Origin of the sequence: Nonomuraea guangzhouensis (assembly GCF_019396345.1) — a bacterium.
GTDB lineage: Bacteria > Actinomycetota > Actinomycetes > Streptosporangiales > Streptosporangiaceae > Nonomuraea > Nonomuraea guangzhouensis.
Map to the genome: position 1 here is coordinate 14716 of NZ_JAHKRM010000051.1, position 25364 is coordinate 40079.

Consider the following 25364-nt stretch of genomic DNA (forward strand, 5'->3'; position numbering starts at 1 on the left):
AGACCATGGTGAACGTGCTGGCCGCATACCGCCACCGAATGTGCAAACCAGCAGCCGGTCAGTTCGCTTGCAGGAGCGGTTTCCCACCGGTTCTCTCAGGAGAGCAGAATGCGCTGGCGTAGCAGGGCGAAACCGGCGTTCAGCTAGGAAAATCCAGGATGACGTATTCGTACTCGCCCGGAGCCGCGCGTTTGAAGGTCCCGTCTCCGTCCAGGTCGATGAAGACGGTCAGGTACAGCTTCTTCTGCTGGGCGGCCAGGAGTGTCGAGGTGCCGTCCTTGAAGACCGTGGAGAACAGGACCGTGTCCTGGGAGGCGGAGCTGTGCCCGACCCGGTCGCCGATCAGGTAGTTGTGGCCGTGGTTGTTCAGGTACAGCGTCCCTGAGCCGTGCTCGTAGTCGGCGATGCCGGTCCCCGGTCTGAAGCAGGGATTGTCGGCCACCTTGCCTCCGTCGTCGATGGAGAAGACGGAGTCATCCGTCCAGGCGCAGACCTGGGCGGCCGTGTCCTTGGGGAGGGTGGGGAATCGCAGTTCGAACGGCTGGCGCTTCAGGGTGACGGTGGTGATGGGCTGGTCCAGATCGGTCAGGGACATCGGGCTGGCCGCCTTGTCCTGCCAGAATTCCAGGCCCAGGCGTGGTGAGCGGGCTACTTGCGCCGCGGGTGTGGCCGTGGGCTTGGCCGGCACTGTCGGGGATGTGCCGGCCGTGCCCGAAGCCGATGGGCTGGTGCTGGGCCGCAGCACTGGGTTCCAGTTGATGGCGACGGCGGCGGCCACCGTGAGGGTGATCGCGAGTGCCGCCGCGAGTGCCGTGCCGACGATCACGCCGGCACGCTTACGGCCCGGCTGTGTCGGGTGGGGCGTGCCGGGTGACGGGGTGATCGGCCACGGACCCTGACGGAGCGGCGCTGGTGTCCCGTAAGGCGGTCTCGGCCCGCCAGGCGACGGTGTCCCCCCGGGCGGTGGCGTTCCGCCAGGGGGTGGTGTCCCGCCAGGGGGTGGCGTTCCCTCAGGCGATGGTGTCCAGCCGCCCGAGGGTGTCCCGCCGCCCGGGGGCGTTCCGCCAGGCGGTGGTGTCCCATAAGCAGGCGGTGGTGTCCCAAAAGCCGGTGGTGTCCCGTACGAAGGGGGGCCGGGCTGCTTGTTCATCAGTCCCAGCAGCACCTGCCGGGCGGCCGGTCGCCACGAGGGGTCCTTGTGCAGGCAGGCGGCGACGAAGCCGCGTAAGGTCCCGGTCAGCGAGCCCAGCTCGGGTTCGGCGTTCAGGATGCGGTTGATCACGGCGGGCAGCGGTTCGTGGCCGAACGGCGGCCGGCCGTTGGCCGCGTACGCCATGGTGCACGCCCACGCGAACATGTCCAGGGCCGGACCGGCCGGGTGACCGGACAGTTGCTCGGGCGACATGTACGCCGGAGTGCCCACGACACCGCTGACCGTGGCGGCGGTGGCGTCGATCGGGCGCGCGATGCCGAAGTCGATGACCCGGGCACCGTCGGCGGCCAGGAGCACGTTCGCGGGCTTGAAGTCGCGGTGCACCACCCCCGCCGCGTGAATGGCGCCCAGCGCCGTGGCCGTCGCGATGGCCAGGCGGTCCAGGTCCGCGCCGCGCAGCACCCCGTTGTCGCGCACCGCCTCCTGCAGCGACGGGCCGTCGATGTACTCGCTGATGACGTACGGAGGGTCGGCGTCGGGATCGGCCGCCAGGACGCGGGCCGTGCAGAACGGCGCCACCCGCTGCAGGGACGCCAGCTCCCGGTGGAAGTGCCGCCGGGCGTCGAGGTCGTGGCCGAAGTGCGTGTGCAGGAGCTTGACCGCCGCCTGCTGCCCGCTGGGCGAAGTGCCCAGGAACACCGTGCCCTGGCCGCCCTCGCCGAGCCGCCCCCGCAGGACGTACCCGGCGACTTCCCGGGGATCGGTCGATCGGAGAGGGCGCATCAGACCCTCTCGGGCAGCAACAGCAGCGGCGGCAGAGAGCGAGCGCGGGGGTCCGGCCGGCGGCGCAGGCGGACCGCGTCCTCGCCTTCGTGCGGATGGGGCGGCAGCTGCATAGAGCTGATTGTGCCGGATGCCGGGGTTGTCCGTCTGGACCAGATCGATCTGTGAGATCGGCGCAGTGTCGCGCGCCACATCAACGCGAGAAGTCACTCCCGCGTAATCCGCATATGTCATGATCCACGGGATTTGTGGACTTTGTGACAGGAGAAGGATGATCGCACTGGCACGTCGTACGCTGCACGCCGCCCTCGCGGGTGGCCTGGCCGCCGCGGCGGTCTGGACGGCGGGCGTACCGGCGGAGGCGGCCGTGGCCGCCACCGTCTCGGTGGACTTCACCAAGCCGATCCGGACGATCGCCCCCACCGACTTCGGCATCGGGATCACCGGGTACGGCGAGGGTTCGTACATCACCAACGACACCAAGCACCGCGACCGGCTGCGCGCTTTAGGCGTGGGCCGGATGCGGATCGAGCTCCACTACCAGGAGCCGGGCAACCATGGCAGCCCGATCGTCTGCGGCGGCTACAGGTGCGCCACGGAGGTCTCGGGAGACGCCTGGATCAACGCGATCCGCGACCTCGGCGCCGAACCGGTCGTCATCCTCCAGGTGGACGGACGGCAGAGCGCGGAGGTGAACCGCGGTGACGCGGTGGCCCTCTACAAGCACTTCGCGGCGACCGGCAAGCCGGTCCAGCGGTTCATTCTGGGTAACGAGCTCAACTGCGCCTGCACGCCCGACAAGCCGGAGATGACGGCGGCGGAGTACAGCAGCCGCTTCAACCTGATCACCGACGCGCTGCGGGCCGAGAACCCCGCGGTCAAGGTGGGCGGCCCCGCCACGGCCTGGGACGACCACGACTACATCAGAACGTTCCTCCAGGGCTCCGGCAGCCGCGTCGACTTCGTCGACTACCACGACTACGGCAACGGCTTCGACGAGATCACCGATGAGGCGCTCCTCGGCAGCGTGATCCGCGACTACGAGACCGACATCAAGGAGGTGAGCGCTCTCGCGGAGTCCGTACTGGGCCGGAAGATCGACCTGCAGATCGGCGAGTTCAACTCCGACTTCAACGACCTCGACGGCCACCGTACGCTCACCCACTTCAACACGCTGTGGGGCGCGGCGGCGCTCGGGCAGATCCTGCACGCGGGCGCCAGTGCCTACCAGTACGGCGACAAGAACGGGCAGCTCGGCCTGACCAGCACGAACGGCGAAGGCAACATTCCGCGCAGCGAGCCCCTGCCCATCTACCACGGCATCGGCATGTACACGGGGGAGGGGCTGTTCCGGCCCTTCGGCAAGACCGTCGTCCAGGCGAGCGCGAACAACGACAAGCTGCACGTCTTCGCCTCGGACCAGAGCAAGAACGTGGTCCTGGTCAACGTCGGCGCCGACCCGATCGAGGCCGGTCTCGCGCTCACCGGGCTGACGGCGGGCACCGCGGCGATCTGGCAGAGCACGTCGGACGCCTGGACCCCGCACCGGACCGGAACCGCGACCATCGCCGGCGGCAAGGCCACGGTGACGCTGCCGGCCGGTTCGGCGACGACGCTGGTGATCGACCAACAGGGGCTGTCGGCGACGTACTTCGACAACGCCGACCTCGCCGGCGCCACGGTCACCAGGATCGACCCCACCGTGAACTTCGACTGGGGCTCGGCCGCCCCGGACCCGGCCATCGGCGCCGACACCTTCAGCGTGCGCTGGACGGGGAAGGTCGTGGCCGACAAGGCGGAGACCTACACCTTCGTCACCACCACCGACGACGGGGTACGGCTGTGGGTGGACGGCAAACCGCTCATCGACAACTGGACCGACCACTCCAAGCGCGACGACACCGGCCAGGTGGCGCTGAGCGCCGGGACGCACGACATCAAGATGGAGTTCTACGACAGCGGCTATGACGCCATCGCCGAGCTGCGATGGGAGAGCCCGAGCATTCCCCGCCAGATCATCCCCGCGGAGAAGCTGCTCGCCGGGTGAGCATGCCCGCGCCCACCCCGTCCCCGGGGTGGGCGTCCGGGCTAGAACCGGATCCCATGGGTATGGCCTCCTTACCCTTGAGAACAGGTACCCAGATGATCACCAGGTTGGCCCGGCTGTGCGGCTTCGGGGCCGAGGCCGTCGAAACGTTCGCCCGCAACGGTCTGCTGCGCCCCGTGCCGCCCGCGGATCTGGCGCGCATGGTGGAGGCGTTCCGCCACTTCCACGTCACCCCGGCCACGGGCGTGGCCATGGCCGCCGCGCGCTGGCCGGATCGCCCCGCCATCCTCGACGAGGACGGTTCCCTGACGTTCGCCGAGCTCGACGCGCGGGTGGTGGCGTTGGCCAGGGCCCTGTACGACCGGTTCGGCGTACGGCCGGGCCGGACCGTGGCGATCATGTGGCCCAACCATCGCGGCTTCGTCGAGGCCGTGGCGGCCGTCTCGCGGCTGGGCGCGGACCTGCTGCTGCTCAACACCGGCCTGGCCGGGCCGCGCCTGCGTGACATCCTGCGGCGCGAGAACGTGCACACCTTGATCGCCGCGCCAGAGCTGCCGCCCGTGGACTTCACCGGGACCCGCACCGGCGACCTGGACGAGCTGATCGCGTCCGCCACCGCCGCCGCCACCTTCGCCGCCACCTCCGCCACCTCCGCGACCGCCTCCGCCGCCGCGTCCGAGCCGCCGGCGCCGCGTCGGCCGGGACGCCTGGTGCTGCTCACGTCCGGGACGACCGGCGCGCCCAAGGGGGCGACGCGACGGCTGTCGCTGACCGCGCTGGCCGAGCCGTTCACCTCGATGCTGGCCACCGTGCCGCTGCGCAGCGGCGAGCCGATCCTCATCGCGCCGCCGCTGTTCCACGGTCTCGGCCTGCTCTGGTACGGCGTGGCGCTGGTGCTCGGCTGCCCGGTCGTGCTGACCCGGCGCTTCGATCCCGGGACGGTCCTTCGCGCCCTCGACCGTCATCGGGCCACGGCCATGGTCGCCGTGCCCGTCATGCTGAGGCGGCTGCTGGCCCACGACGTCCAGCCGTTGCCGCATCTGCGCGTGGTGGTCTCCGGCGGGTCGGCGCTGCCGCCGGACCTGGCCACCGCGTTCATGGACGCCTACGGTGACGTGCTCTACAACCTCTACGGCTCCACCGAGGTCGGCTGGGCCACGCTCGCCACCCCGGCCGACCTGCGGGCCGCCCCGGACACCATCGGCCGCCCCACGCGCGGGACCACGGTGGTGATCGCCGGCCCGGACGGCCGCGAGCTGCCCCCGTACGAGGTGGGCCGCGTTCTCGTCGGCGGCGGGCTCACCTTCAGCGGCTACTCGGGCGGCGGCGACGACGCGAGCACGAAAGCGAGCACGAAAGCGGGCGCGGAAGCGGGCGGTCTGTTGAGCACTGGCGACCTCGGGCACCGGGACGGCCGGGGACGGCTGTTCATCGACGGCCGCGAGGACGACATGATCGTCTCGGGTGGCGAGAACGTGTTCCCGCAGGAGGTCGAGAACTTCCTCGGCCGGCATCCGGGCGTCGCCGACGTGGCCGTCCTGGGCGTACCGGATGAGGAGTACGGCCAGCGCCTGGCCGCGTACGTGGTCCGGGAGCCCGGCGCGCGGCTGTCGGCCGACGAGCTCAAGCAGGCCGTCAAGGCCGAGCTGGGCGGGTACAAGGTGCCGCGCGACATCGAGTTCGTGCCGGCCGTGCCCCGCAACCAGACGGGCAAGGTGGACCGGCGGGAACTCGGTGGCACGATGAGCTCATGACGATCGATGAACTGCTCACCACCACCCGCAGCGTGCGCAAGCGCCTCGACCTCGACCGCCCCGTCCCGATCGAGCTGGTGCGGGAGTGCCTGGAGATCGCGCTGCAGGCGCCCAGCGGCGGCAACCGCCAGGGCTGGCACTGGATCGTGGTCACCGATCCCGAGCTCCGCGGGCAGATCGGGGATTACTACCAGCGCTCGGCGCAGGCGTACTTCGCGTCCGGTGTCTCGGGCGCGCATCTGTACAAGGACGACCCGGCCCGCGCCGAGGTGCAGCAGCGCGTCTCGGCGAGCGCCGTCCACCTGGCCGAGCACATGGGGGAGGTGCCGGTGCTGGTGATCCCGTGCATCCAGGCGTCCAAGCTCCCCGAGGGCAACCAGGCGGGGCTGTGGGGATCGCTGCTGCCCGCGGCGTGGAGCTACATGCTCGCCGCGCGGGCGCGCGGGCTGGGCACGGCGTGGACCACCCTGCACCTGGCCTACGAGAGCGAGGTGGCCGAGCTGCTCGGCCTCCCCGGCGACGTCCGCCAAGGCGTGCTCATCCCGACCGCCTACTACACCGGCGACACCTTCAAGCCCGCCTCGCGCCTGCCGCTCGACGACGTCCTCCACCTCGACCGCTGGGGAGGACCGGGCGCCGTGTGACCAAATCGGGGGCTTAATTTATACCTTGACATAAGTGGAAAACGTCAGTTGTCTCGGTATACACCCCCCAATGTCACAGAGGAGCCCCCGTGACAACACCACACAGGCGCGCGGTCCAGGCCGCCCTGGCCGTGTGCCTCGCCGCCGGAGGCCTGATGGCCGCCCCGCAGGCCTTCGCCGCCAACGAGCCGGTCAACATCTACCTGACCACCACCTCCGACGCCGGCGGCCGGACGGTGACCCGGGGCCTGCAGCAGCAGGCCCCGACGGCGTTCGCGGCGAGCAGCGGCGCCGCCACGCACACGATCACCGTGAACGAGGGCACCCGTTACCAGACCTTCGAAGGCGGCGGCGCGTCCATCACCGACACCACCGCGTACCTGCTGCGTGGCGGCCCGGTGAGCGCCGCCACCCGGGACGAGGTCATGCGCCGGCTGTTCAGCCCGGCCGACGGCATTGGCCTGTCGTTCGTCCGCAACCCCATCGGCGCGTCGGACCTGTCCCGGCCGGGCAACGTCTCGCTCGACGACAGCTGCTGCGACCTGAACGACTTCGGCGCCAACGGCTACGACACGAACGTGCGCCTGCTGACCCAGCAGGCCAGGCAGCTCAACCCGCAGCTGCGCATCATGGCCGTGCCATGGAGCTCGCCCGGCTGGATGAAGGACAACGGCCGGATGGACCAGATGGGCTGGCTCAAGTGGGAGTACTACCCCATGTACGCGCAGTACCTGGTGAAGTACGTCCAGTCCTACGCCGCGATCGGCGTGCCGATCGACTACATCTCCGTGCAGAACGAGCCGAACTGCTGCCAGGCCGGCAACCCGACCGCGATGAACTACCCGGGCATGAGCTGGAACCCCTCCGGGCTGGTCGAGTTCACCAAGAATCACGTCTACCCGGCCTTCCGCGCGGCCGGTATCACCAGCAAGGTGCTCATCCACGACTGGAACTACGGCGACTACGCCAACAGCGGCGCCCCCATCCTCGGTGACGCCGGGGTGCGTGATGACCCGCTGTTCGGCGGCATCGCGTGGCACGGCTACTTCGGGGACCCGGCGGTGGGCGCCCAGGTGCACAACCAGTATCCGGCGGTACGGCAGTTCAGCACCGAGCACTCGGGCGGTACCTGGATCGGCAACCAGCACAACGAGGACATGGCCGACATCGTGACCTACGCCAGGAACTGGAGCGGCAGCCTGGTCAAGTGGAGTCTGGGCGTCAACCAGTCCATGGGCCCGCACAACGGCGGCTGCGGTACCTGCACCGGCCTGATCACCGTGCAGGAAGGCGGCTCGCGCGCCGGGCAGGTCGACTACACGATCGAGTACTACACCACCGGGCACCTGACCAAGTTCGTCCGGCCGGGGGCGCAGCGCGTCGACTCCACCGCCAACGCCACCGTGCAGAACGTCGCGTACCGCAATCCGGACGGCTCCAAGGCCCTGCTCGTCCACAACGGCGGCACGTCCGCCCAGTCGGTCAAGGTGGTGTGGGGCGGCCAGTCGTTCACCTACACCATGCCGGCCCGTACGACGGCCACCTTCACCTGGAGCGGCACGTCGGCCGGTACCCCGACCGGCACGATCAGCGGGCTGGGCGGCCGGTGCCTGGACGTGACCGACGGCAGCAGCGCCGACGGCACGCCCGTGCAGATGTGGACCTGCTTCGGCGGGGCGAACCAGCAGTGGACCCGCGCCTCCGACGGCACGCTCCGCTCGCTCGGCAAGTGCCTTGACGTCACCGGCGGCTCCACGGCCAACGGCGCCCGCGCGCAGCTCTACACCTGCAACGGGTCGGCCGCTCAGCAGTGGAGCTACACCACCGGCCGCGACCTGGTGAACCCGGTGTCCGGCAAGTGCCTCGACGTGGTCGACAACGCCGCCACCGACGGCGCCCGGCTGCAGATCTGGACCTGCACGGGCGCGGCCAACCAGAAGTGGACGGTCCCCGCCTGACTGCCACGGTTGGCGTCGCCCCCAGGCAGGGCGTGTACAACAGTGCGTATGTCAGAGGGTAATGCGGATCAGGCGAACCGGGAGGACCTGGCCGCCGTCGTCGCGGCCGTCCTCACCGGTTCGCGCCTGCTCGTCTCCATCGCCGTCCGCTCGCTCGGCGCGGTCGAGGACAAGGTCACGCTGCCGCAGTTCCGCATGCTCGTGGTGCTCGCCGGGCACGGGGAGACCAAGCTCGTCACCATGGCCGAGCTGCTCAACGTCAACCCCTCCACGGCCATGCGGATGGCCGACCGGCTCCTCGCCGCCGGGTTGATCGTGCGCGAGGTCAATCCGCGCGACCGCAGGGAGAGCCCGATGCGCCTGACGGCCGAGGGCCAGCACATCGTGGACCAGGTCACCGCCCGCCGCGGCGAGGAGATCGCCGCGATCGTCTCACGGATGCCGCCCGAGCAGTGCCGGGCGCTGGTCACGGCGATGACGGCCTTCACCGAGGCGGGGGGTGAGCCGCCGGAGGACGCCCTGCACCCGCTCGGCTGGCCCGACATCTGAGGGCCGATCTTTGCCTAGAGCAAATTTTGCATCCTGCCATGAACACTCCCGCCCGGCGCTGCGTACCTCCTTCTGAACAGTCCGAGGACCCATGAAGGGGGTGACGGCGTGCTACTGCGACATCGCCGTCCCGTTCTCGCCATCAGTGGCGTCGCCGTGCTCCTGGCTCTCGGCGCGTGCGCCGGCCTCCCCGGCGCGCAGCTGCCCAGCGCTCAGCTCCCCGCCGCGACGGCCGTGCCGGGCGTCAGCAGCGCGCCGCCCGCCGCCGCGGCGACGGCGGTCGACACCAGTACGTGGGCGACCAAGTGGGGCCCGTTGTCGGCGGCCGACAGGGAGCTGATCGCCAAGGTCCGGCTCGCCACGCTGTGGGAGATGACCATGGCGCAGCAGGCCACCACGCGGGCGAGCACCGCGCGGGTGCGGAAGATCAGCGTGGAGATCGCGGCCCAGCACCATGTCCTGGACGAGAAGGGCCTCGCTCTGGCCGCCAAGCTCAAGGTGCAGTTGCCGATCAAGCCGACCGACCTGCAGCAGGAGTGGATGGACGACATCTCCAGCCGGTCCGGCAAACAGTACGACTCGACGTTCGTGAAGTGGCTGCGGCTCGCGCACGGGCAGATCTTCGCCCTGATCGGCGCGGTGCGCGGCAGCACGCAGAACACCTTGGTACGGCGCTTCTCGGAGGAGGCCAACGCAGCGGTGCTGAACCACCAGCGGCTGCTGGAGAGCACCGGCCTGGCCAACCCCGACGCCTTCCCGTCGCCGCCGGCCGCCTGACAGCGATTAGGGCAGGCGGCCCACCTGGGCGAGCGCCTGCTTCAGCAGCACCCCCTGGCCGCCGGTCATCTCCTGCTGGACCAGGGGGGAGGCGGCCTCCTCCGGCGTGAACCAGACGAAGTCGAGGGCGTCCTGGCGGGGGCGGCAGTCACCGGCGACCGGAACGATGTAGGCGAGCGACACGGCGTGCTGGCGCGGGTCGTGATAGGGCGTGACCCCCGGCGTCGGGAAGTATTCGGCGATGGTGAACGGCTGCGGCGACGCGGGCACCTGGGGCAGCGCCGTGTGGCCGAGATCCTTCTCCAGGTGCCGCAGGAGCGCGTCGCGGACCCGCTCGTGGTGCAGCACGCGACCCGAGACCAGCGCTCGGCTGACCGCTCCGTCTGGGTCGATGCGGAGCAGCAGGCCGACGCGGGTAACCACGCCGGTCTCGTCGACTCGCACCGGCACGGCGTCGATGTAGAGGATCGGCATCCGCCCCCGCATGGACTCCAGCTCCTCCGGAGCGAGCCAGCCGGGCACAGTTTCGGTCTTTTCGGTCATCTGACGATCGTACGTCCCTGCGTCCTTTGATCCATCCGGACCCGCCAAGCTTCGGCAAAGCCTATCGCCATGGACGTCAGGTGTGCGGCAACCCGGTAATGAACCCCGCATGAGCGATGTGTGGCGCCGGACCCCGATCGCCGCCGACGGCACGCTCGGCGCCGCCGCCGAGCACCCCGGCCGGCGCGACCCGCTCTACCTCGCCCGGCGCCACGCGCTCGCCGAGCTGGCCCGTGGTCACCGGGTGGGGGATCCGTCGCCGGTGGTGGAGTACACCGAGAGCGAGCAGGCCACCTGGCGCAGGGTCCACCGCGCGCTCGACGACGCGCACCGGGCGTACGCGTGCCGTGCCGTGCTCGACGCGCGGGAGGAGGTCCGCGTCCCCGCCGATCGCATTCCCCAGCACGCGGAGGTCGGGGCCCGGCTGCGGCGGTTGACCGGGTTCGACTTCACGCTGGCCGGGGGAGTGGTGGAGAACGAGCGCTTCCTCGGCTCGATGGCCCGGGGGTACTTCCACGCCGTGCAGTTCGTCCGTCATCCTGCCGTGCCGCTGTACTCGCCGGAGCCGGACATCATCCACGACGTGTTCGGCCACGGCATCCACCTGGCCGCGCCGGAGTTCGCCGCGATCTACCGGCTGATCGGCCAGGCCGCGGTGCGGGTGAAGACCGAGGCGGCCCTGCAGATCATCAGTGATCTGTACTGGTTCACCCTGGAGTACGGGGTTCTGGAGGAGGGCGGGACCCCCAAGGCATACGGCGCGGCGCTCCTGTCGTCCTCCGGCGAGCTCGGCCGGCTCGACCGGAGCCGGATCCGTGACCTGAACGCGCTCGACGCGCTGGCCACTCCCTACGAGATTTCGGGGTACCAGCCGGTGCTGTTCGCCGCCCGCTCGCTGACCCACGTCGCCGACACGCTCGCCGCCTTCCTCTCCGACCTCGACGACGACTCGGCTTTGCGACTGCGGCCGCATGGCTGAGACCCACCGGCCGCCTAGCGGCGCGCTGTGGAGTGGAGCAGGGGCAGGAACACCTTCATCCACGATCTCGACGAGCGTGCGGCCTGGCGTGGAACTTCGGCTTGCTCATCGCCTTCCGTGTCCTGCAGGGCGTCGGCGGCGGGCTGATCCTGCAGACCGTGCTCATGCGGGCGGTGGAGGGCAGGCAGCTCGGCCGGCTGATGGCCGTCGTCAACGTCTTGAATTCTCTATAGTTCCCTGAAGGAATCAGGCAACTCGGACAGGCGTGGCCTGGCCTAGGCCGCCCCCGTACTCAGTGAACGTAAGTACGGGGGTGGCTTGGGCGTGGTGGAAGCCGGTCCGGTGGTGAGAGTTCCTGACATGCCCTGTCCGGTACGGCTGGTGCCGCCCTGGCTTGGGTGCATGGCCCGCCGGACGCTGTCCATCGCCGGTGGGCGGTGGGGCGGGCACCGTGCGCCGGTCGGGCACACGGCTGAACGTCATCGAGGTGTTTCGTGGGTTGGCTGAGGTGCGGGTGGGCCGTTTCGGGGTGGGGCGGTTCTTGGCTCTGTCGCGTGCTGCCGGTCGGGGGTGCAGGTCTGCTCGGGTGCGGCGGGCGCGCCGGGCCGCCCGGGTGGGCTTACGCGTTCGGCGGGCGCGGGCCACGTTGCCTTCCACGATGGTGGCGATGGTGCGCACCCCGGTGGTGCGGTGGGTGCGGGTGGCGTTCTGGCCGAGCAGGCCGCGGGAGACGATCCGTTCGGCCGCTGCCCAGTCCCGGTCACACGACAGGCCGCAAGCCGGGCACCAGGCCCACTTCCAGCCCCGCTCGGCGAGCCGGTCGGGGGCCGGGCAATGCCGCAGTACCGATGTGCCCTCTCCGCAGCGGGGGCAGTATCGGGAGGTGCCGCGCGCCGGGACGGTGACCACCGCGATGGTGTGCTTGGCCGCCAGGTGCCGGATCGCCTCGACGATCCGCCCGCGCACCTGCCCCGACAGCCGCGCGTTCACGCTCCCCCGGCGCCCGCGCGCCTCCAGGGTGGCCAGGTCCTCCACATAGATGACCGTCGCCCCCGCGGCGGCGGCCTGATCGACCGCCCAGCGCGCCGCCGACCAGGCCAGCGCCTTGTTCACGTGCTGGATGCGCGCGCACAGCCGCTCATGCTCAACCCCGAGGGCCTGGCAGCCCGTACTCAACGCGGCGTAGCGGGAATCAGCAGGCGTGATCGCGGCCAGCAGCCTTTCCAGGTGCCGGTGCTTGGCGGCCAGGTGCTCACGCTCGGCCCACAGCCGATGCAGCTTGGCGCAGATGCCGCTCGCGTCGTAGGCGAACGGCCGCCCATCACTGATCACCCGGCCATCGGCCAGACGCCCTGTTACGCCGGTCAGCAGGGTGTTGAGGCCCCAGTCGAAGCCGCACCCGATCACATGACCGGCGGCGGGCGCAAAGCCGACCGGGACCTTGAACGGCAGATCGACACGCACCCGCCCCTTGGCCACCCGCACGGTGGGGGCGCACAACGCCGCCTCCGGCGGCACCGTCGGCGGCAGAGCAACCGGCAGCACATGCCAGGCCCAGTCCCTACTGGACGCGGGCGATTCGACCAGGGGAAGCCGCAACCGCAGCCGGGTGCTGCGATTGCCGGTGCGCTCCAGGGTGAGCAGTTGCCGGTCGGCCGCCGCCAGCACGACCTGCGCCGCAACGTTCGGCGGCTCCTCCAACTCGATCAGATCAGCCGGGAACACCCCATTCGCGTCGCGATAGGCGCGGATCTGCCGGGTCCGGTTACGGATGTCCGCCGCCGTCACCCCGTCCGGCAGCAGCGCGCGCAGCGCGTCCCACTCGGCGCCGGTACGCGCACCCGGCTCCTGCGGCCAGGTCGCCACGATCGCCGCCACCAGGCGGCGCCGGTGCAGCGCCAGCCGCAACAGGCGGGCGGACTGCTCCTGCGCGCACCGCATCACCCGATCGCACACGTGCACACCCGAGGCCGGGCTCACGCCCCAGCCGAGCCGGCGCGGCCATCCAGCCCTTTGACGGCAACGCCCGCCCGTCCAGCCCCACCCCGGACGCCAGCGCGTCCAGATCAGCCGCATTCCACCGGGCCGCCAGCAGGCGGGCGGTCAGGCCGCCTGCCAGGCCGGTCAGCCAGGCGACCCGCCGCACCAGAAGCGGCTGCGCAACGACCTCGCCGGTCGCCTCCACCACCGCCGCATAGGCGGTGCAGGAGGCGGTCGAGGTGAGGTCACTCATGCACCGCGCCCTTTTCGGGGGTGGGCCGAAGGTTGCGAACCGCGCTCAGGTCGGCCGCCCTCTGGGCGCCGCTCGACGGCCGGTGACCGCATGCGGGCACGAGGGCGCCGACCGGGCGGCGGTCGTGGCAACGTGTACACGCGGTCGGCGCGTCGCGATCGGCGGGGAGCCGGTACGCCCGCATGTCTGCACCCCGCCCCTCTCGAACAAAACCTCACGATCAGCAACCGAAACATTACCATTGGTTGGCCAAGGCGGATAGAACATATGAACGACAACATCTGATGACCTGCCTGGCCAGAACCAGCCCACCCGCCGTGCTGAGGGCGTGCAAGCTCAGCGGCGCCACAAGCAACCGGTTCGGCGAACGCCTCGCCGACACAAGACCAGCCCTGCCAGATGATCCCGCCCGGCCCGGCCGACACCGCCGACCAAGAGGAAACTTTGACAGATCATGGCGGATGGCCAGGTTTTCATAGCGAATATAAGCAGCAGTTCATACCCTGCTCGCGGCGCGGCTGGCCTGGCGCAGCCTGCCCGCCGACGCTCCGCGCGACGGCCGCTGCCTCGACGTTACCGGCCTGCTCCTGTTCTCGCCCGCGCTGGCCGCCCTCATGTACGGACTGACCCGGGTGGGCACCGAAGGCGGGTTCGGCCATGCGGCGGTGCTCGGCCGCTGGCGGCCGAGCGCCGCGTTCGGGCACACCTTCGCCTGGGCGTTGGCGTTCACCCTCCTCGCCGTCGTACCGGCTCTCTGGTATCAGCGCACGTGATCACGGCAGCGGTTTGTCGTACAGCCACGAGCAGAGCAGTGGGACGACCGACGGCTCGGCGTAGCGCCCCACATGGGCGACGAAGGCGTCGGTCGTGACGTTGCCGTGCCGGTGGGTGTCGGTCCAGGCCCGCAGGACCAGGAAGAACGCCTGGTCGCCCAGCTTTCGCCGGACCGCGTGCAGGGTCAGCGCCCCGCGCTTGTAGACGCGGTCGTCGAACAGCAGCGCCGTGCCCGGGTCCCCCAGCACGAAGTCCTGGGGGAGGATCTCCAGGCGGCGGCGCCAGCGGGCGGCCAGCTCGTCGGCCGTCGGGCCGCCCGACGCCTGCGACCACAGCCACTCGGCGTACGTGGCGAAGCCCTCGTGTAGCCAGATGTCCTGCCAGGAGGCCACGGTCAGGCTGTTGCCGAACCACTGGTGCGCCAGCTCGTGCGCGACCAGCCGCTCGTGCCCGCGCCGGCCGTCGACGTGGTTGCGGCCGAAGATCGCCATGCCCTGGGCCTCGATCGGGATGTCGAGGTCGTCGTCGGCCACCACGACGGTGCCGCCGGCGAACGGGTACGGCCCGAACCGGTCGACGAACAGCGTCATCATCTGGTCCTGGCGCCCGAAGTCGTGCCGCGCCCGCGCCCCGAGCCGGGGCGGGTGGGCCAGCCGCGTGCCGCCCACGTCCGAGAACTGGTAGCGCCCGATCTGCACGCTCGCCAGGTAGCTCGCCATCGGCTCCGGCTGCTCGTACACCCAGGTCGTGGTGCCCGCCGACCGGTATTTGTGGACGAGCAGGCCGTTCGCGATCACCTGGTACGGCGAGGCGGTGGTCACCGTGATCCGGTAGGGCGCCTTGTCACCGGGCTGGTCGTTGCACGGGAACCAGGAGGGCGCGCCGATCGGCTGACTGGCCACCAGCGCGCCGTCGGTCAGCTCCTCCCAGCCCAGGCCGCCCCACACGCTCCGCACCGGCTTGGGACTGCCCGTGTAGCGGACCTCCACGGCGGCGGTGGCGCCGACGTGCAGGGTCCAGGGCAGGCTGACGCGCAGCTTGCCGTCGCGGTGCGTGTAGCGGGCGCTGACGCCGTCGACGGTGACGCCCGCGACGCGGAACTGGCCGAAGTCCAGGTCCAGGCCGGTGAGCGGCTCGTGCGCGATCACCGACAGCAGGGCCGTGGCGTCCAGCCAGTTCGTGGACACGCGGTACTTCAGCGTCAGGTCGTACTGTGCGACCCCGTACCTGATGTCGCCGTGCGAGGGGAAGTACGAGGTCATCGCCAGGCCGCGATGGGATTGCCGAACCAACGGGAGCCGTCGGGAACGTCCTCACCACGCATGACCAGGGAGGCAGGGCCGATCGTGGCGTCGGCGCCCACCCGGGCGGCGGGCAGGATCACGCCATGCGGGCCGAGCGTCGCGCCCCCGGCCAGCGTGACGGTGTCCATGCTCATGACCCGGTCGTGGAACAGATGCGTCTGCAGTACGCAGCCCCGGTTGACGCTGGCGCCGTCGCCGACGCTCACCAGGTCCGCCTCGGGCAGCCAGTAGGTGTGACAGGTGACCCCATGCCCGATGCGTGCCCCGAGTGAGCGCAGCCACACGTTCAGGGGCGCGGTTCCCAGCCACGGTTCGGCGAACCAGGGCGCCGCCAGCACCTCCACGAAGTTGTCCGCGAGCTCGTTGCGCCACACGAACGAGCTCCACAGCGGGCGGTTGCCCACCGCGATCCGGCCGACCAGCACCCACTTGGCGGCGCTCGCCACCGCCGCGGCGACCACCCCGGCGGCCAGCATCAGCACGCCGCCCAGCAGCGCGGCCACCACGAAGCCGTACGACACCGCGACCCACTCCATGGCCCCGGCGGTCAGAACGGCCAGCGCCACCGTGCCCATCGCGGGCACCAGGCGGCAGACCTCGACCAGCGCGCGGGCCGCCTTCAACCGCGCGGGCGGGTCGTAGGTGCGGCTCCGGTCGCCTTCCTCGGTGGTCCGGCGCAGCTCCACGGGCGGCATGCCCAGGTACGACGAGCCGGACTTGGCCTTCTTCGGCGTCGCCGACAGCACGCCCACCAGGCCGTCCTTGGGCACCTTGCGGCCGGGCGCGGTCATCCCCGAGTTGCCGAGGAAGGCCCGCTTGCCGATCCGCGCCGAGGCGATGCGCATCCAGCCGCCGTCGAGCTCGTACGGGGCGACCATCGTGTCGTCGGCCAGGAACGCGCCGTCGCCGACCGAGGTCATCGTGGGCAGCGCGAGCACGGTCGACAGCTCCACGCCACGGCCCACCCGCATGCCGAGCGCGCGCAGCCAGGCCGGCGTCAGGATGCTGGCGTACAGCGGGAACAGCCAGACCCGGGCCGCCGACATCAGCCGGCCCGTCGCCCACGCCTGCCACGCCTGGCGGCTGTGCACCGGATAGTTGCCGGGCCGCATGCGGATGCCGAGCAGCCGCACGATCACCAGCGTGACCAGCGCGAACATGGCCATCCCGACGATCGTCGCGAGCGGCACACCGGTCAGCGCGCTCGTGAGCGCTTCGCCGAGCGTGCGCGCGTCCCCGGCGTACCAGCCCAGGACCGCCAGGCCGGACAGGACGGCGGCCACCGGCAGCAGGCTCAGCACGACGGCCGACAGACCGTACATCACCACCCAGAACCGGGAGCGGGCGGCCCGCTCGGCCGGCCGTGACCTCTTGCCCTGCCGCGAGGCCGGCGCTCCGGCCCAGCGCTGCCCGGCCGGCACCGTGCCGTCGATCGCCGAGCCCGGGGCGATCTGAGCGTTCTTTCCGATCTTGGTGCCGGGGAACAGGGTCGACCGGGAGCCGATCGTGGCGCCCGCGCCGATCCGGATCTCGCCGACGCGCAGCACGTCGCCGTCGTACCAGTAGCCGCTGAGATCGACCTCCGGCTCGACCGAGGCGCCCGCGCCCAGCCTGAGCAGGCCGGTCACCGGGGGAGCGGAGTGCAGGTCGGCGTCGGCGCCCACCTGGGCGCCGAGCATCCGGGCGTACAGGCCCATCCAGGGCGCGCTGGCCAGGTCGGGCACGCCGAGCCGGGCGGCCAGCTGTTCGGCGAACCACAGCCGCAGGTGCACGCCGCCGCCGCGCGGATGGCGGCCCGGCCGTACGCCGCGCAGCAGCAACCGGGCCGAGCCCGCGGCCAGGCCCATCCGCCCTGGCGGGGTGACGAACACCAGCCAGCCCAGCGCCACCCACCACCACGACACGGCAGGCGCCCATGGCGGCGCGAGCAGGTTGCCGACCGTCGCGAGCAGCACGATCCAGCGCATGGCGCCCGCCGTGAGCAGCGGCACCATCAGCGCGGCCTGCGCGACCGAGGCCCGCGCGGGCATCGGTTTCACCGCCCGGCGCGCCGACTTGGCCGGGCCGCGGGAGGCCAGCAGCTTCGCGAGCCCGGCCAGGGTCGGGTTCGCGTAGACGTCGCCCACGGCCACGTCGGGGTAGTCGGTGCGCAGGAGGGACACGAGCCGGGCCGCGGCCAGGCTCGTACCGCCGTCGGTGAAGAAGTCGGCCTGCGGCCCGTCCGGCGCGACGCCGACGACGTCGGTCCACCGCTCGGCCAGCCACGCCTCGATCGGGCTCAGCTCGCCGCTCGCCGCGTCCGACGCGCCCGGCTCGGCCAGCGGCCAGGGCAGCGCGTCGCGGTCGATCTTGCCCGAGGTACGCGTCGGGAGCGTGTCGATCAAGGTCAGCCGGGGGACCAGGGCGGCGGGCAGCGATTCGGCCAGCAGCTCGCGGGCCTGCCCGAGGCCGAACCCGTCGTCCGCCACGAGGTAGCCGACCAGCAGCTGGTGGCCGCCGCCGGCGGTCCGCACCGCGGCGGCGGCGCCCGTGACGCCCGGCAGCGCCTGCAGCGCGGCGTCCACCTCGCCGAGCTCGATTCGCCGCCCGCCCAGCTTCACCTGGTCGTCGGCCCGGCCGACGAAGTAGAGCCCTTCCGGCTCGGCGCGGACGAGGTCGCCGCTGCGGTAGGCGCGTTCCCAGCCGAGTGACGGCAGGCGCGGGTACTTCTCGGCGTCCTTGCCCGGGTCCAGGTAGCGGGCCAGGCCCACGCCGCCGATGATCAGCTCTCCGGTCTCGCCCATGGCCACCGGCTCGCCTTCGGCGCCGACGACGGCCAGATCCCAGCCGTCGAGGGGCAGCCCGATGCGTACCGGCTCCGCGCCGGTGAGTTGTGCCGCGCACGCGACGACGGTCGCCTCGGTGGGGCCGTAGGTGTTCCAGACCTCTCGTCCCGGTACGGCCAGCCGCTCCACCAGCTCGGGCGGGCACGCCTCCCCACCGAAGATCAGCAGCCTGATGCCGTCGAGCGACTCCACCGGCCACAGCGCCGCCAGCGTCGGCACGGTCGAGACGGCCGTGATGTCCTGCTCGGCGAGCCAGGGCCCCAGGTCCATGCCGGTACGCACCAGCGATCGGGGGGCGGGCACCAGGCAGGCGCCGTGCCGCCAGGCCAGCCACATCTCCTCGCACGAGGCGTCGAAGGCCACGGACAGGCCGGCGAGCACCCGGTCGCCGGGGCCCAGCGGCTGGTCCTGGAGGAACAGGCCCGCCTCGGCGTCGACGAACGCGGCGGCGGAGCGGTGCGTCACGGCGACGCCCTTGGGCTTGCCGGTGGAGCCGGAGGTGAAGATGATCCAGGCGTCGTCACCGGGCATGGGCGACTCCGGCCGCGGGTTCCAGGCATCGCCGGGGGTCAGGGGCTCGGGCGACATCGTCCGTACGATCAGGTCGCCGATCGGCCGGTCGGTCGCCGCGCTGGATGCCTGGCCAGCCGGTTTGCCGGTCACGATCGCGGAGACGTTGGCTTCGGTGAAGACCAGCTCGGCGCGTTCCTCGGGGTCGTCGGCGTCGACGGGCACGTACGCGGCGCCCGCGGCGAGGACGGCGAGGATCGTGACGTACAGCTCGGCGGTGCCCGACGGCACCCGCACGCCCACCCGGTCACCACGGCCGATCCCGGCCTCCCTGAGCTCGCCCGCGACCCGCGCCACCTCGGCACGCAGCCGCCGGTAGTCGAACCGCGTGGTCCCGTCGTCGAGTGCCGGCTCGTCCGGATGGATCCGCGCGGTCTCGTCGAGGATGTCGAGCAGGGTACGGGGCGCCGCCGCCAGCGGGCCCGCGGCGTAGACCGCGCGCGAGGCGAGCTTTAACGGCTGAAGATCGGCCATGTACGGACTCAAACGTTGCTCCTCGAGTCGGGCGGAGCCGGTCCTGTCGCACTGAAGAGCACACACTGCTTCCGCCGCCATCTGTGGCGATTACGCCACCCGGATAGCAACAGCCGCATATCGGGCGTCTATTCCAACCTCTCCGAAGTCACCCCGTCGCGCCAGGCCCTTCTCCGGTGGACTTCGGGCATAAGAGGGCCAGGTGTCATCAACACCGTGTTACCGTCCCACACCTGACAGTTGCCCATTGACGTTGGGGGATGCGTGGAACGCAGGTTCGCCGTGCGCGAGCAGTTGACGGGCGTGGTGCGGGCGGCGCTGGGCGCCGAGCACCGGCTGGTCGACGTGCTGCGCCTTCGGGGCGGCAGCAAGAAGGGGGTGTACCGGCTCGTTCTCGACGACGGTTCGACCGCCATCGCCTACATCTGGGACGCGGCCGAGAATTACTGGCCCGGTCTCCAGGTCGAGGATCACGCGGACGCGTTCTCGGCCGCTTCCGGTCTGGAGCTGTTCGAGGCCGCTCATCGGCGGCTGGACGCCGCCGGGATCCGGACGCCACGGATCTATCTGGCCGACCGGGGCAGGGAGCTGTATCCGGCTGATGTCGCGGTGGTCGAGGACGTGCCGGGCGGGACGCTGGAGGCGCTGATCCAGCGTGATCCGGCGGCGGCGCAGCCGGTCCTGGCGCGGCTGGCCGAGACGCTCGAGGTGATGCGGGGCCACGCGGGGCCGGGTTTCGGCAAGGTGGCCCTGGTTGACGGTGGCGGGGTGGCCACGGGCCGGTCGTGTGAGCAGGTGGTCTTCGAACGAGCGCTCGTTGATCTCGAGGAGGGCGCTGTCCGGGACGCGCGGCTCGCGGCCGCCCGTGATCGGCTGGAGGGGGTGCTCCGGGAACTGGCGGCGGGCGTGCGGCCGCGGTCGGCGCACGTGCTGGTCCATGGGGAGCTGGGGCCGGACCATGTGCTGGTGGACAGTGCTGGGCGGCCGGTGCTGATCGACATCGAGGGGCTGATGTACTTCGACGTCGAATGGGAGCACGCGTTCCTGCGGCTGCGCTTCCACGAGGACTACGCGCGGCTGAGCTGGGACGGGCTGGACGAGCGGCGGATGTCGTTCTACACGCTGGCGATGCGCCTGTCGCTGGTGGCCGGGCCGCTGCGGTTGATCGAGGGCGATTTCCCGGGGCGGGAGGCCATGCGGGGGATCGCCGAGCACAATCTGCAGCAGGCGCTGACCTTCATCGGCGGGTGAGGTGTCAGGCGGACTTGTCGTGGCGTTCCGGTCGCCGGTCGGGGTGGACGCGGGGCACCAGGGTGGGGTTGACGTTGCCGAGTACGGTGTCGCGGTCGATGACGATCCTGGACACGTCGTCGCGCGTCGGCATTTCGTACATGAGGTTGAGCAGCACTTCTTCGAGAAGGGCGCGGACGGCTCTGGCGCCGGTGCGGCGGGCGAGTGCCTGGTCGGCGATGGCGGCGATGGCCTCCTCGGTGAATTCGAGGTCGATTCCGTCGAGTTCGAAGAGCCGCTGATACTGCTTGACGACCGCGTTGCGTGGTTCGGTGAGGATCCGGGTGAGCGCGGTCCGGTCCAGCGGGTGAAGGGCGGAGATCACCGGCAGTCGGCCGACGAGTTCGGGGATGAGGCCGAAGGTCAGCAGGTCGGCGGGGGTGGCGTGGGGGCGGACGTCGGTTTTCCGGGGAGCGAGGAAGCCGCTGCCGTTGTGGCCGGTGCGTTGCTCGATGATGTGGTCGAGGCCGGTGAAGGCGCCGCCCGCGATGAACAGCACGTTGGTGGTGTCGATCTGGAGGACTTCCTGGTGGGGGTGTTTGCGGCCGCCTTGGGGCGCGACGCTGACCGTGGTGCCCTCCAGGATTTTGAGCAGTGCCTGCTGGACGCCTTCGCCTGAGACGTCGCGGGTGATGGAGGGGTTGTCGCTCCTGCGGGTGATCTTGTCGATTTCGTCGAGGTAGATGATGCCTGTTTCGGCTTTGGCGATGTCGTCGCCGGCGGCCTGGATGAGCTTGAGGAGGATGGTCTCGACGTCTTCGCCGACGTAGCCGGCCTCTGTGAGCGCGGTGGCGTCGGCGATGGCGAACGGCACGTCGAGCATTCTGGCGAGGGTCTGGGCGAGGAGGGTCTTGCCGCTGCCCGTGGGGCCGATGAGCAGGATGTTGGACTTGCCGAGTTCGATGTCCTCGGTGTGCCGGATGCGTTTGTAGTGGTTGTAGACGGCGACGGCGAGCGTTCTCTTGGCGGCGTCCTGGCCGATGACGTAGTGGTCGAGACGTGCGTGCATGTCTCGTGGTGTGGGCAGGTCGTGGGGCGGGGTGATCTCGTCGGCGTCGATGAGTTCGTTGCAGAGTGCGATGCATTCGTTACAGATGCAGATTCCGGCGGGGCCCGCTATGAGCTTGCGGACCTGCCGCTGGGCCTTCCCGCAGAACGTGCATCTCGGCTGGTCGCGGACCACTGGGTTAGCTCCTCGATGATCAGAGGGTGACGGTCAGGGCGGACAGCCGCCAGGTGCCGAAGCCGGGGGCGCCCACGCGGGCGATGGGGGCCAGCTCGCGGGCACGGCCGTAGGCGGTGAAGGGGTCGCGGGACACGCCGGGGTCGGTGAGGTCGATCTGCGGAACGTCGCTGGTCATGCATCCTCCAGTGATTTCGGATGGTCAGATCAGATGATCTCATCATACGAATGGTCACGGTATCTTGGTTGCCGATGCGCGGCAAACGCCGGGACGAGGAGGACGATGGGCCGGCTCACCAGGGCAGAGACGCAGGAGCGCAACCGTGCCAAGGTGCTGGCCGCGGCCAAGGACGAGTTCGCCGAGCACGGCTTCCGGGACGCGAAGATCGACAGCATCGCCGAGCGGGCGGAGCTCACGCGGGGCGCCGTCTACTCCAACTTCCCCGGCAAGCGGGCGCTCTATTTCGCGATGCTGGCCGACCTGGCCGAGCGCGCCCCCGAGCCGCCGCACCCGGAGCCGGGCCTGACCGTGGCGGAGGCGCTCGGCGCGTTCGCACGCGCGTGGGTGACGCGGTTGCCCCTGGCCACCGACGATCAGTACGGCGCCGGCCGGCTCGGGATGGATCTGATGCCGGAGGTCGGCGCGGACGAGCGGATGCGCCGGCCGTTCGCGCAGCTGATGATGTTGGACGCGCTGCTGCTCGGGCTGGCCCTGGAACGGTTGCGCCCGTCCGCCGGCCGCCAGGTGCGGGTGGCGGAGATGGCGCTGACGACGCTGCACGGCGCGAGCCAGCTGGCGGCCGTGGCGCCCGGTTTCGTGGACCCGTTCAACGTGGTCAGCGCGTGTGCGCAACTGGCGGAGCTGGATCTGGGTGACCGGTGGCCGCAGCCGTCGATCGTGCCGCAGGCGCGGGTGGTCGATGAGCGGTGGGCGCCGCCGGTCGCGGTGGATCTGGTCCGAGGCGAGCCGGTGGAGTTCGCCGGCGACGGGGTGGTGGCGGTGCTCGGGCTGCACCGGTTGTCGGCGGCGGAGGAGGCGGTCCGCGCCGCCGCGCCGACGGCCGAGGTGACGATCGTGCTGGTCACGGGGGTCGTGGACGAGCTGGCGCCGCTGGCCCGGCTGATGATCGCCGACCTGCGTTCCTGCCTGCGTCAGGCTTTCCCGGCGGCGGCGTTGCCGCGGCCGCGGGTGGTGTGCGACGAGTCGTGGGCGCTCGCCGCGGCGGCGGGCGTACCGGCGGTCAGCGACGCCACCGAGACGGCGGTACGCGTGGAGTCCGGGCGGATCGTGACCCGGGCCGACGGGTACGGCGCCTGCCATGCCGCCGCGTCGGCCGGTCGGCCGTAGCGGCCACCCGGCGGCAAAATCGGTTGCCCCGTCAGGCGGCCGTCTGTTGTACTCCCGGCATCTGTCCGCCGACCCAGGAGTAGGAAATGCGCGAAGCGTTCTTGTCCCCCCTTAAGGCAATTGCCAGCTATCTAGAGGACAGAACGCTTGATGCGAAGCTTGAACTTGGGGATCTTGGCGCATGTAGACGCCGGTAAGACCAGCCTGACCGAGCGGCTGCTCCACGCCGCCGGGGTCATCGACGAGATCGGCAGCGTCGATGACGGCAGCACCCAGACCGACTCCCTGGCCCTGGAACGGCAGCGCGGCATCACGATCAAGTCCGCCGTCGTCTCCTTCGTCATCGGCGACGTCACGGTCAACCTGATCGACACGCCCGGCCACCCCGACTTCATCGCCGAGGTCGAACGCGTGCTGAGCGTGCTCGACGGCGCGGTGCTGGTCATCTCCGCGGTGGAGGGCGTGCAGGCCCAGACCCGCGTGCTGATGCGGACGCTGCAGCGGCTGGGGATCCCGACGCTGCTGTTCGTCAACAAGATCGACCGCCGTGGCGCGCAGGACGAGGGGCTGCTGCGGACGATCGCCGAGAAGCTGACGCCCGCGATCGTGGCGATGGGCTCGGCGCGTGACCTGGGCACCCGCGAGGCCGCCTTCGCGCCGTTCGGGCCTGCCGACGACGCCTTCACCGCGCGGCTGGCCGAGGTGCTGGCCGATCACGACGACGCCTTGCTGGCCGCGTACGTCCACGACGAGACGGCCGTCTCCTACCGGCGGCTGCGCGGCGAGCTCGCGGCGCAGACCGGGCGGGCCCTGGCGCACCCGGTGTTCTTCGGCTCGGCGATCACCGGCGCGGGCGTGGCCGAGCTGACCTCCGGTATCGCGGAACTGCTGCCCGCCGCCGCGTCCCAGGACGACCCCGTCTCGGGCACGGTCTTCAAGGTCGAACGCGGGCCGGCGGGGGAGAAGATCGCCTATGTCCGGATGTTCTCCGGGACGGTACGCGTACGGGACCGGCCGCGGTTCGGGAGCGAGACCCGCGACCACGAGAAGGTCACCGCGCTGAGCGTGTTCGACCGGGGCACCGATGTCCAGCGTTCCTCGGTCACGGCGGGCCAGATCGGCAAGGTGTGGGGCCTGACCGACGTCCAGATCGGCGACACGATCGGCGAACCGCGCCAGAGCCCCGGCCGTCACCACTTCGCCCCGCCCACCCTGGAGACCGTCGTCGTCCCCGCGAGCCCCGCCGAGCTGGGCGCCCTGCGCGTCGCGCTCGCTCAGCTCGCCGAGCAGGACCCGCTGATCGACCTGCGCCAGGACGACCTGCGGCAGGAGATCTACGTCTCGCTCTACGGCGAGGTGCAGAAAGAGGTCATCCAGGCGACGCTGGCCGCCGACTTCGGCCTCAAGGTCGCCTTCCGCGAGACGACCACGATCTGCGTCGAACGGCCGATCGGCACCGGCGCGGCGGTCGAGTTCAACGGCAAGGCGCCCAACCCGTTCCTGGCCACCGTCGGGCTGCGCGTCGAGCCGGCCCCGACCGGCACCGGCGTGCGGTATCGGCTGGCGGTCTCGCCCGGGGCGCTGCCGCTGGCCTTCCAAAGGGCGGTCGAGGACACCGTACGGGAGACCCTGAGCCAGGGTTTGCACGGATGGCAGGTCACCGACTGCACGGTCACCATGACGCACTCCGGATATTCGCCCCGGCAGAGCCACTCCCACGCCATCTTCGACAAGAGCATGTCGAGCACCGGCGCGGACTTCCGCAACCTGACGCCGCTGGTCCTGATGAACGCGCTCAGGCAGGCCGGCACTCTGGTGCACGAGCCGATGCACCGCTTCACCCTGGAGGTGCCGGCCGACACGATCGGCGCCGTGCTGCCGGAACTGGCCCGGCTGCGCGCCGTGCCCCGCACACCGGCCATGCGGGGCGCGTCCTGCCTGGTCGAGGGGGACATCCCGGCGGCGCGCGTACACGAGTTGCAGCAGCAGTTGCCCGCGCTGACCCGCGGCGAGGGCGTGCTGGAGTCGGCCTTCGACCGTTACCAGCCCGTCTCCGGCGCGGTCCCGGCCCGGCCGCGCACGGACCACAACCCGCTGGACCGCAAGGAATACCTGCTGCATGTCATGCGGCGGGTCTGAGTTGGCTTTCCAGCATCCGGGAAACGGCGTTCCGCCG

19 protein-coding genes are annotated in these 25364 nt (G+C 71.1%); 12 read left to right on the forward strand and 7 right to left on the reverse strand.

Going from position 1 to position 25364, the window contains the following annotated elements; all coding sequences use genetic code 11:
* Window positions 1–139: 139 nt before the first annotated feature.
* Window positions 140–1936, reverse strand: a complete 1797-nt coding sequence (locus tag KME78_RS58350; RefSeq protein WP_219538804.1) for a serine/threonine protein kinase — start codon at window positions 1934–1936, stop codon at window positions 140–142.
* Between the two features lie 271 nt (window positions 1937–2207).
* Between KME78_RS58350 and KME78_RS58355 the strand changes: the two genes are divergently transcribed.
* The 6 genes from KME78_RS58355 to KME78_RS58380 all read left to right on the forward strand — a co-directional run bounded on the left by KME78_RS58355 (window position 2208) and on the right by KME78_RS58380 (window position 9665).
* On the forward strand, window positions 2208–3983 hold the full coding sequence (locus tag KME78_RS58355) for a PA14 domain-containing protein (protein ID WP_219538805.1): 1776 nt from the start codon (window positions 2208–2210) through the stop codon (window positions 3981–3983).
* A 95-nt stretch (window positions 3984–4078) separates the two neighbouring features.
* Window positions 4079–5737 (forward strand): AMP-binding protein, encoded by a 1659-nt coding sequence (locus KME78_RS58360; protein WP_219538806.1) that lies wholly within the window; start codon window positions 4079–4081, stop codon window positions 5735–5737.
* Window positions 5734–6381: a nitroreductase family protein gene (locus tag KME78_RS58365; protein WP_219538807.1), complete on the forward strand. Its 648-nt coding sequence runs from the start codon at window positions 5734–5736 to the stop codon at window positions 6379–6381. The genes KME78_RS58360 and KME78_RS58365 overlap by 4 nt, the downstream gene beginning before the upstream one ends.
* 89 nt (window positions 6382–6470) lie before the next feature.
* Complete coding sequence (locus KME78_RS58370) at window positions 6471–8339, forward strand: ricin-type beta-trefoil lectin domain protein (RefSeq protein ID WP_219538808.1); 1869 nt, start codon at window positions 6471–6473, stop codon at window positions 8337–8339.
* Between the two features lie 48 nt (window positions 8340–8387).
* Window positions 8388–8888: a MarR family winged helix-turn-helix transcriptional regulator gene (locus KME78_RS58375; protein WP_219538809.1), complete on the forward strand. Its 501-nt coding sequence runs from the start codon at window positions 8388–8390 to the stop codon at window positions 8886–8888.
* Window positions 8889–8996: 108 nt separating this feature from the next.
* On the forward strand, window positions 8997–9665 hold the full coding sequence (locus KME78_RS58380; protein ID WP_219538810.1) for a DUF4142 domain-containing protein: 669 nt from the start codon (window positions 8997–8999) through the stop codon (window positions 9663–9665).
* 6 nt (window positions 9666–9671) lie between these two features.
* Here KME78_RS58380 and KME78_RS58385 read toward each other — a convergent pair whose 3' ends face one another.
* Window positions 9672–10208, reverse strand: coding sequence for an NUDIX hydrolase family protein (locus KME78_RS58385; protein WP_219538811.1), 537 nt, complete (start codon window positions 10206–10208; stop codon window positions 9672–9674).
* A 109-nt stretch (window positions 10209–10317) separates the two neighbouring features.
* On the opposite strand from KME78_RS58385, the gene KME78_RS58390 reads away from it, so the two are divergent.
* A complete protein-coding gene (locus tag KME78_RS58390; protein ID WP_219538812.1) occupies window positions 10318–11187 on the forward strand; it encodes a phenylalanine 4-monooxygenase in 870 nt (289 codons plus the stop codon).
* A 101-nt stretch (window positions 11188–11288) separates the two neighbouring features.
* A complete protein-coding gene (locus KME78_RS66865; RefSeq protein ID WP_281429190.1) occupies window positions 11289–11420 on the forward strand; it encodes a hypothetical protein in 132 nt (43 codons plus the stop codon).
* 13 nt (window positions 11421–11433) lie between these two features.
* Here the strand turns inward: KME78_RS66865 and KME78_RS58395 are convergent, their stop codons facing one another.
* Window positions 11434–13143, reverse strand: a complete 1710-nt coding sequence (locus KME78_RS58395; RefSeq protein WP_219538813.1) for a zinc ribbon domain-containing protein — start codon at window positions 13141–13143, stop codon at window positions 11434–11436.
* An 891-nt stretch (window positions 13144–14034) separates the two neighbouring features.
* Here KME78_RS58395 and KME78_RS58400 point away from each other — a divergent pair.
* Window positions 14035–14193, forward strand: a complete 159-nt coding sequence (locus KME78_RS58400; protein WP_219538815.1) for a hypothetical protein — start codon at window positions 14035–14037, stop codon at window positions 14191–14193.
* Here KME78_RS58400 and KME78_RS58405 read toward each other — a convergent pair whose 3' ends face one another.
* Window positions 14194–15456, reverse strand: coding sequence for a M1 family metallopeptidase (locus KME78_RS58405; protein WP_219538816.1), 1263 nt, complete (start codon window positions 15454–15456; stop codon window positions 14194–14196).
* The gene (locus KME78_RS58410; protein WP_246654831.1) at window positions 15453–19379 is read right to left on the reverse strand and encodes a Pls/PosA family non-ribosomal peptide synthetase; all 3927 of its coding nucleotides are present in this window, start codon (window positions 19377–19379) and stop codon (window positions 15453–15455) included. The genes KME78_RS58405 and KME78_RS58410 overlap by 4 nt, the downstream gene beginning before the upstream one ends.
* Before the next feature lie 252 nt (window positions 19380–19631).
* On the opposite strand from KME78_RS58410, the gene KME78_RS58415 reads away from it, so the two are divergent.
* Window positions 19632–20618, forward strand: a complete 987-nt coding sequence (locus KME78_RS58415) for a phosphotransferase family protein (RefSeq protein WP_308127556.1) — start codon at window positions 19632–19634, stop codon at window positions 20616–20618.
* A gap of 4 nt (window positions 20619–20622) precedes the next feature.
* Here KME78_RS58415 and clpX read toward each other — a convergent pair whose 3' ends face one another.
* Complete coding sequence (gene clpX / locus KME78_RS58420) at window positions 20623–21840, reverse strand: ATP-dependent Clp protease ATP-binding subunit ClpX (RefSeq protein WP_219538817.1); 1218 nt, start codon at window positions 21838–21840, stop codon at window positions 20623–20625.
* Between the two features lie 19 nt (window positions 21841–21859).
* Complete coding sequence (locus KME78_RS58425) at window positions 21860–22018, reverse strand: hypothetical protein (protein WP_219538818.1); 159 nt, start codon at window positions 22016–22018, stop codon at window positions 21860–21862.
* 105 nt (window positions 22019–22123) lie between these two features.
* Here KME78_RS58425 and KME78_RS58430 point away from each other — a divergent pair, with 105 nt between their 5' ends.
* Together KME78_RS58430 and KME78_RS58435 are read left to right on the forward strand one after the other, a co-directional pair.
* Complete coding sequence (locus KME78_RS58430; protein WP_219538819.1) at window positions 22124–23188, forward strand: TetR/AcrR family transcriptional regulator; 1065 nt, start codon at window positions 22124–22126, stop codon at window positions 23186–23188.
* Between the two features lie 150 nt (window positions 23189–23338).
* Window positions 23339–25327 (forward strand): elongation factor G, encoded by a 1989-nt coding sequence (locus KME78_RS58435; protein WP_219538820.1) that lies wholly within the window; start codon window positions 23339–23341, stop codon window positions 25325–25327.
* The last annotated feature ends 37 nt before the right edge of the window (window positions 25328–25364 follow it).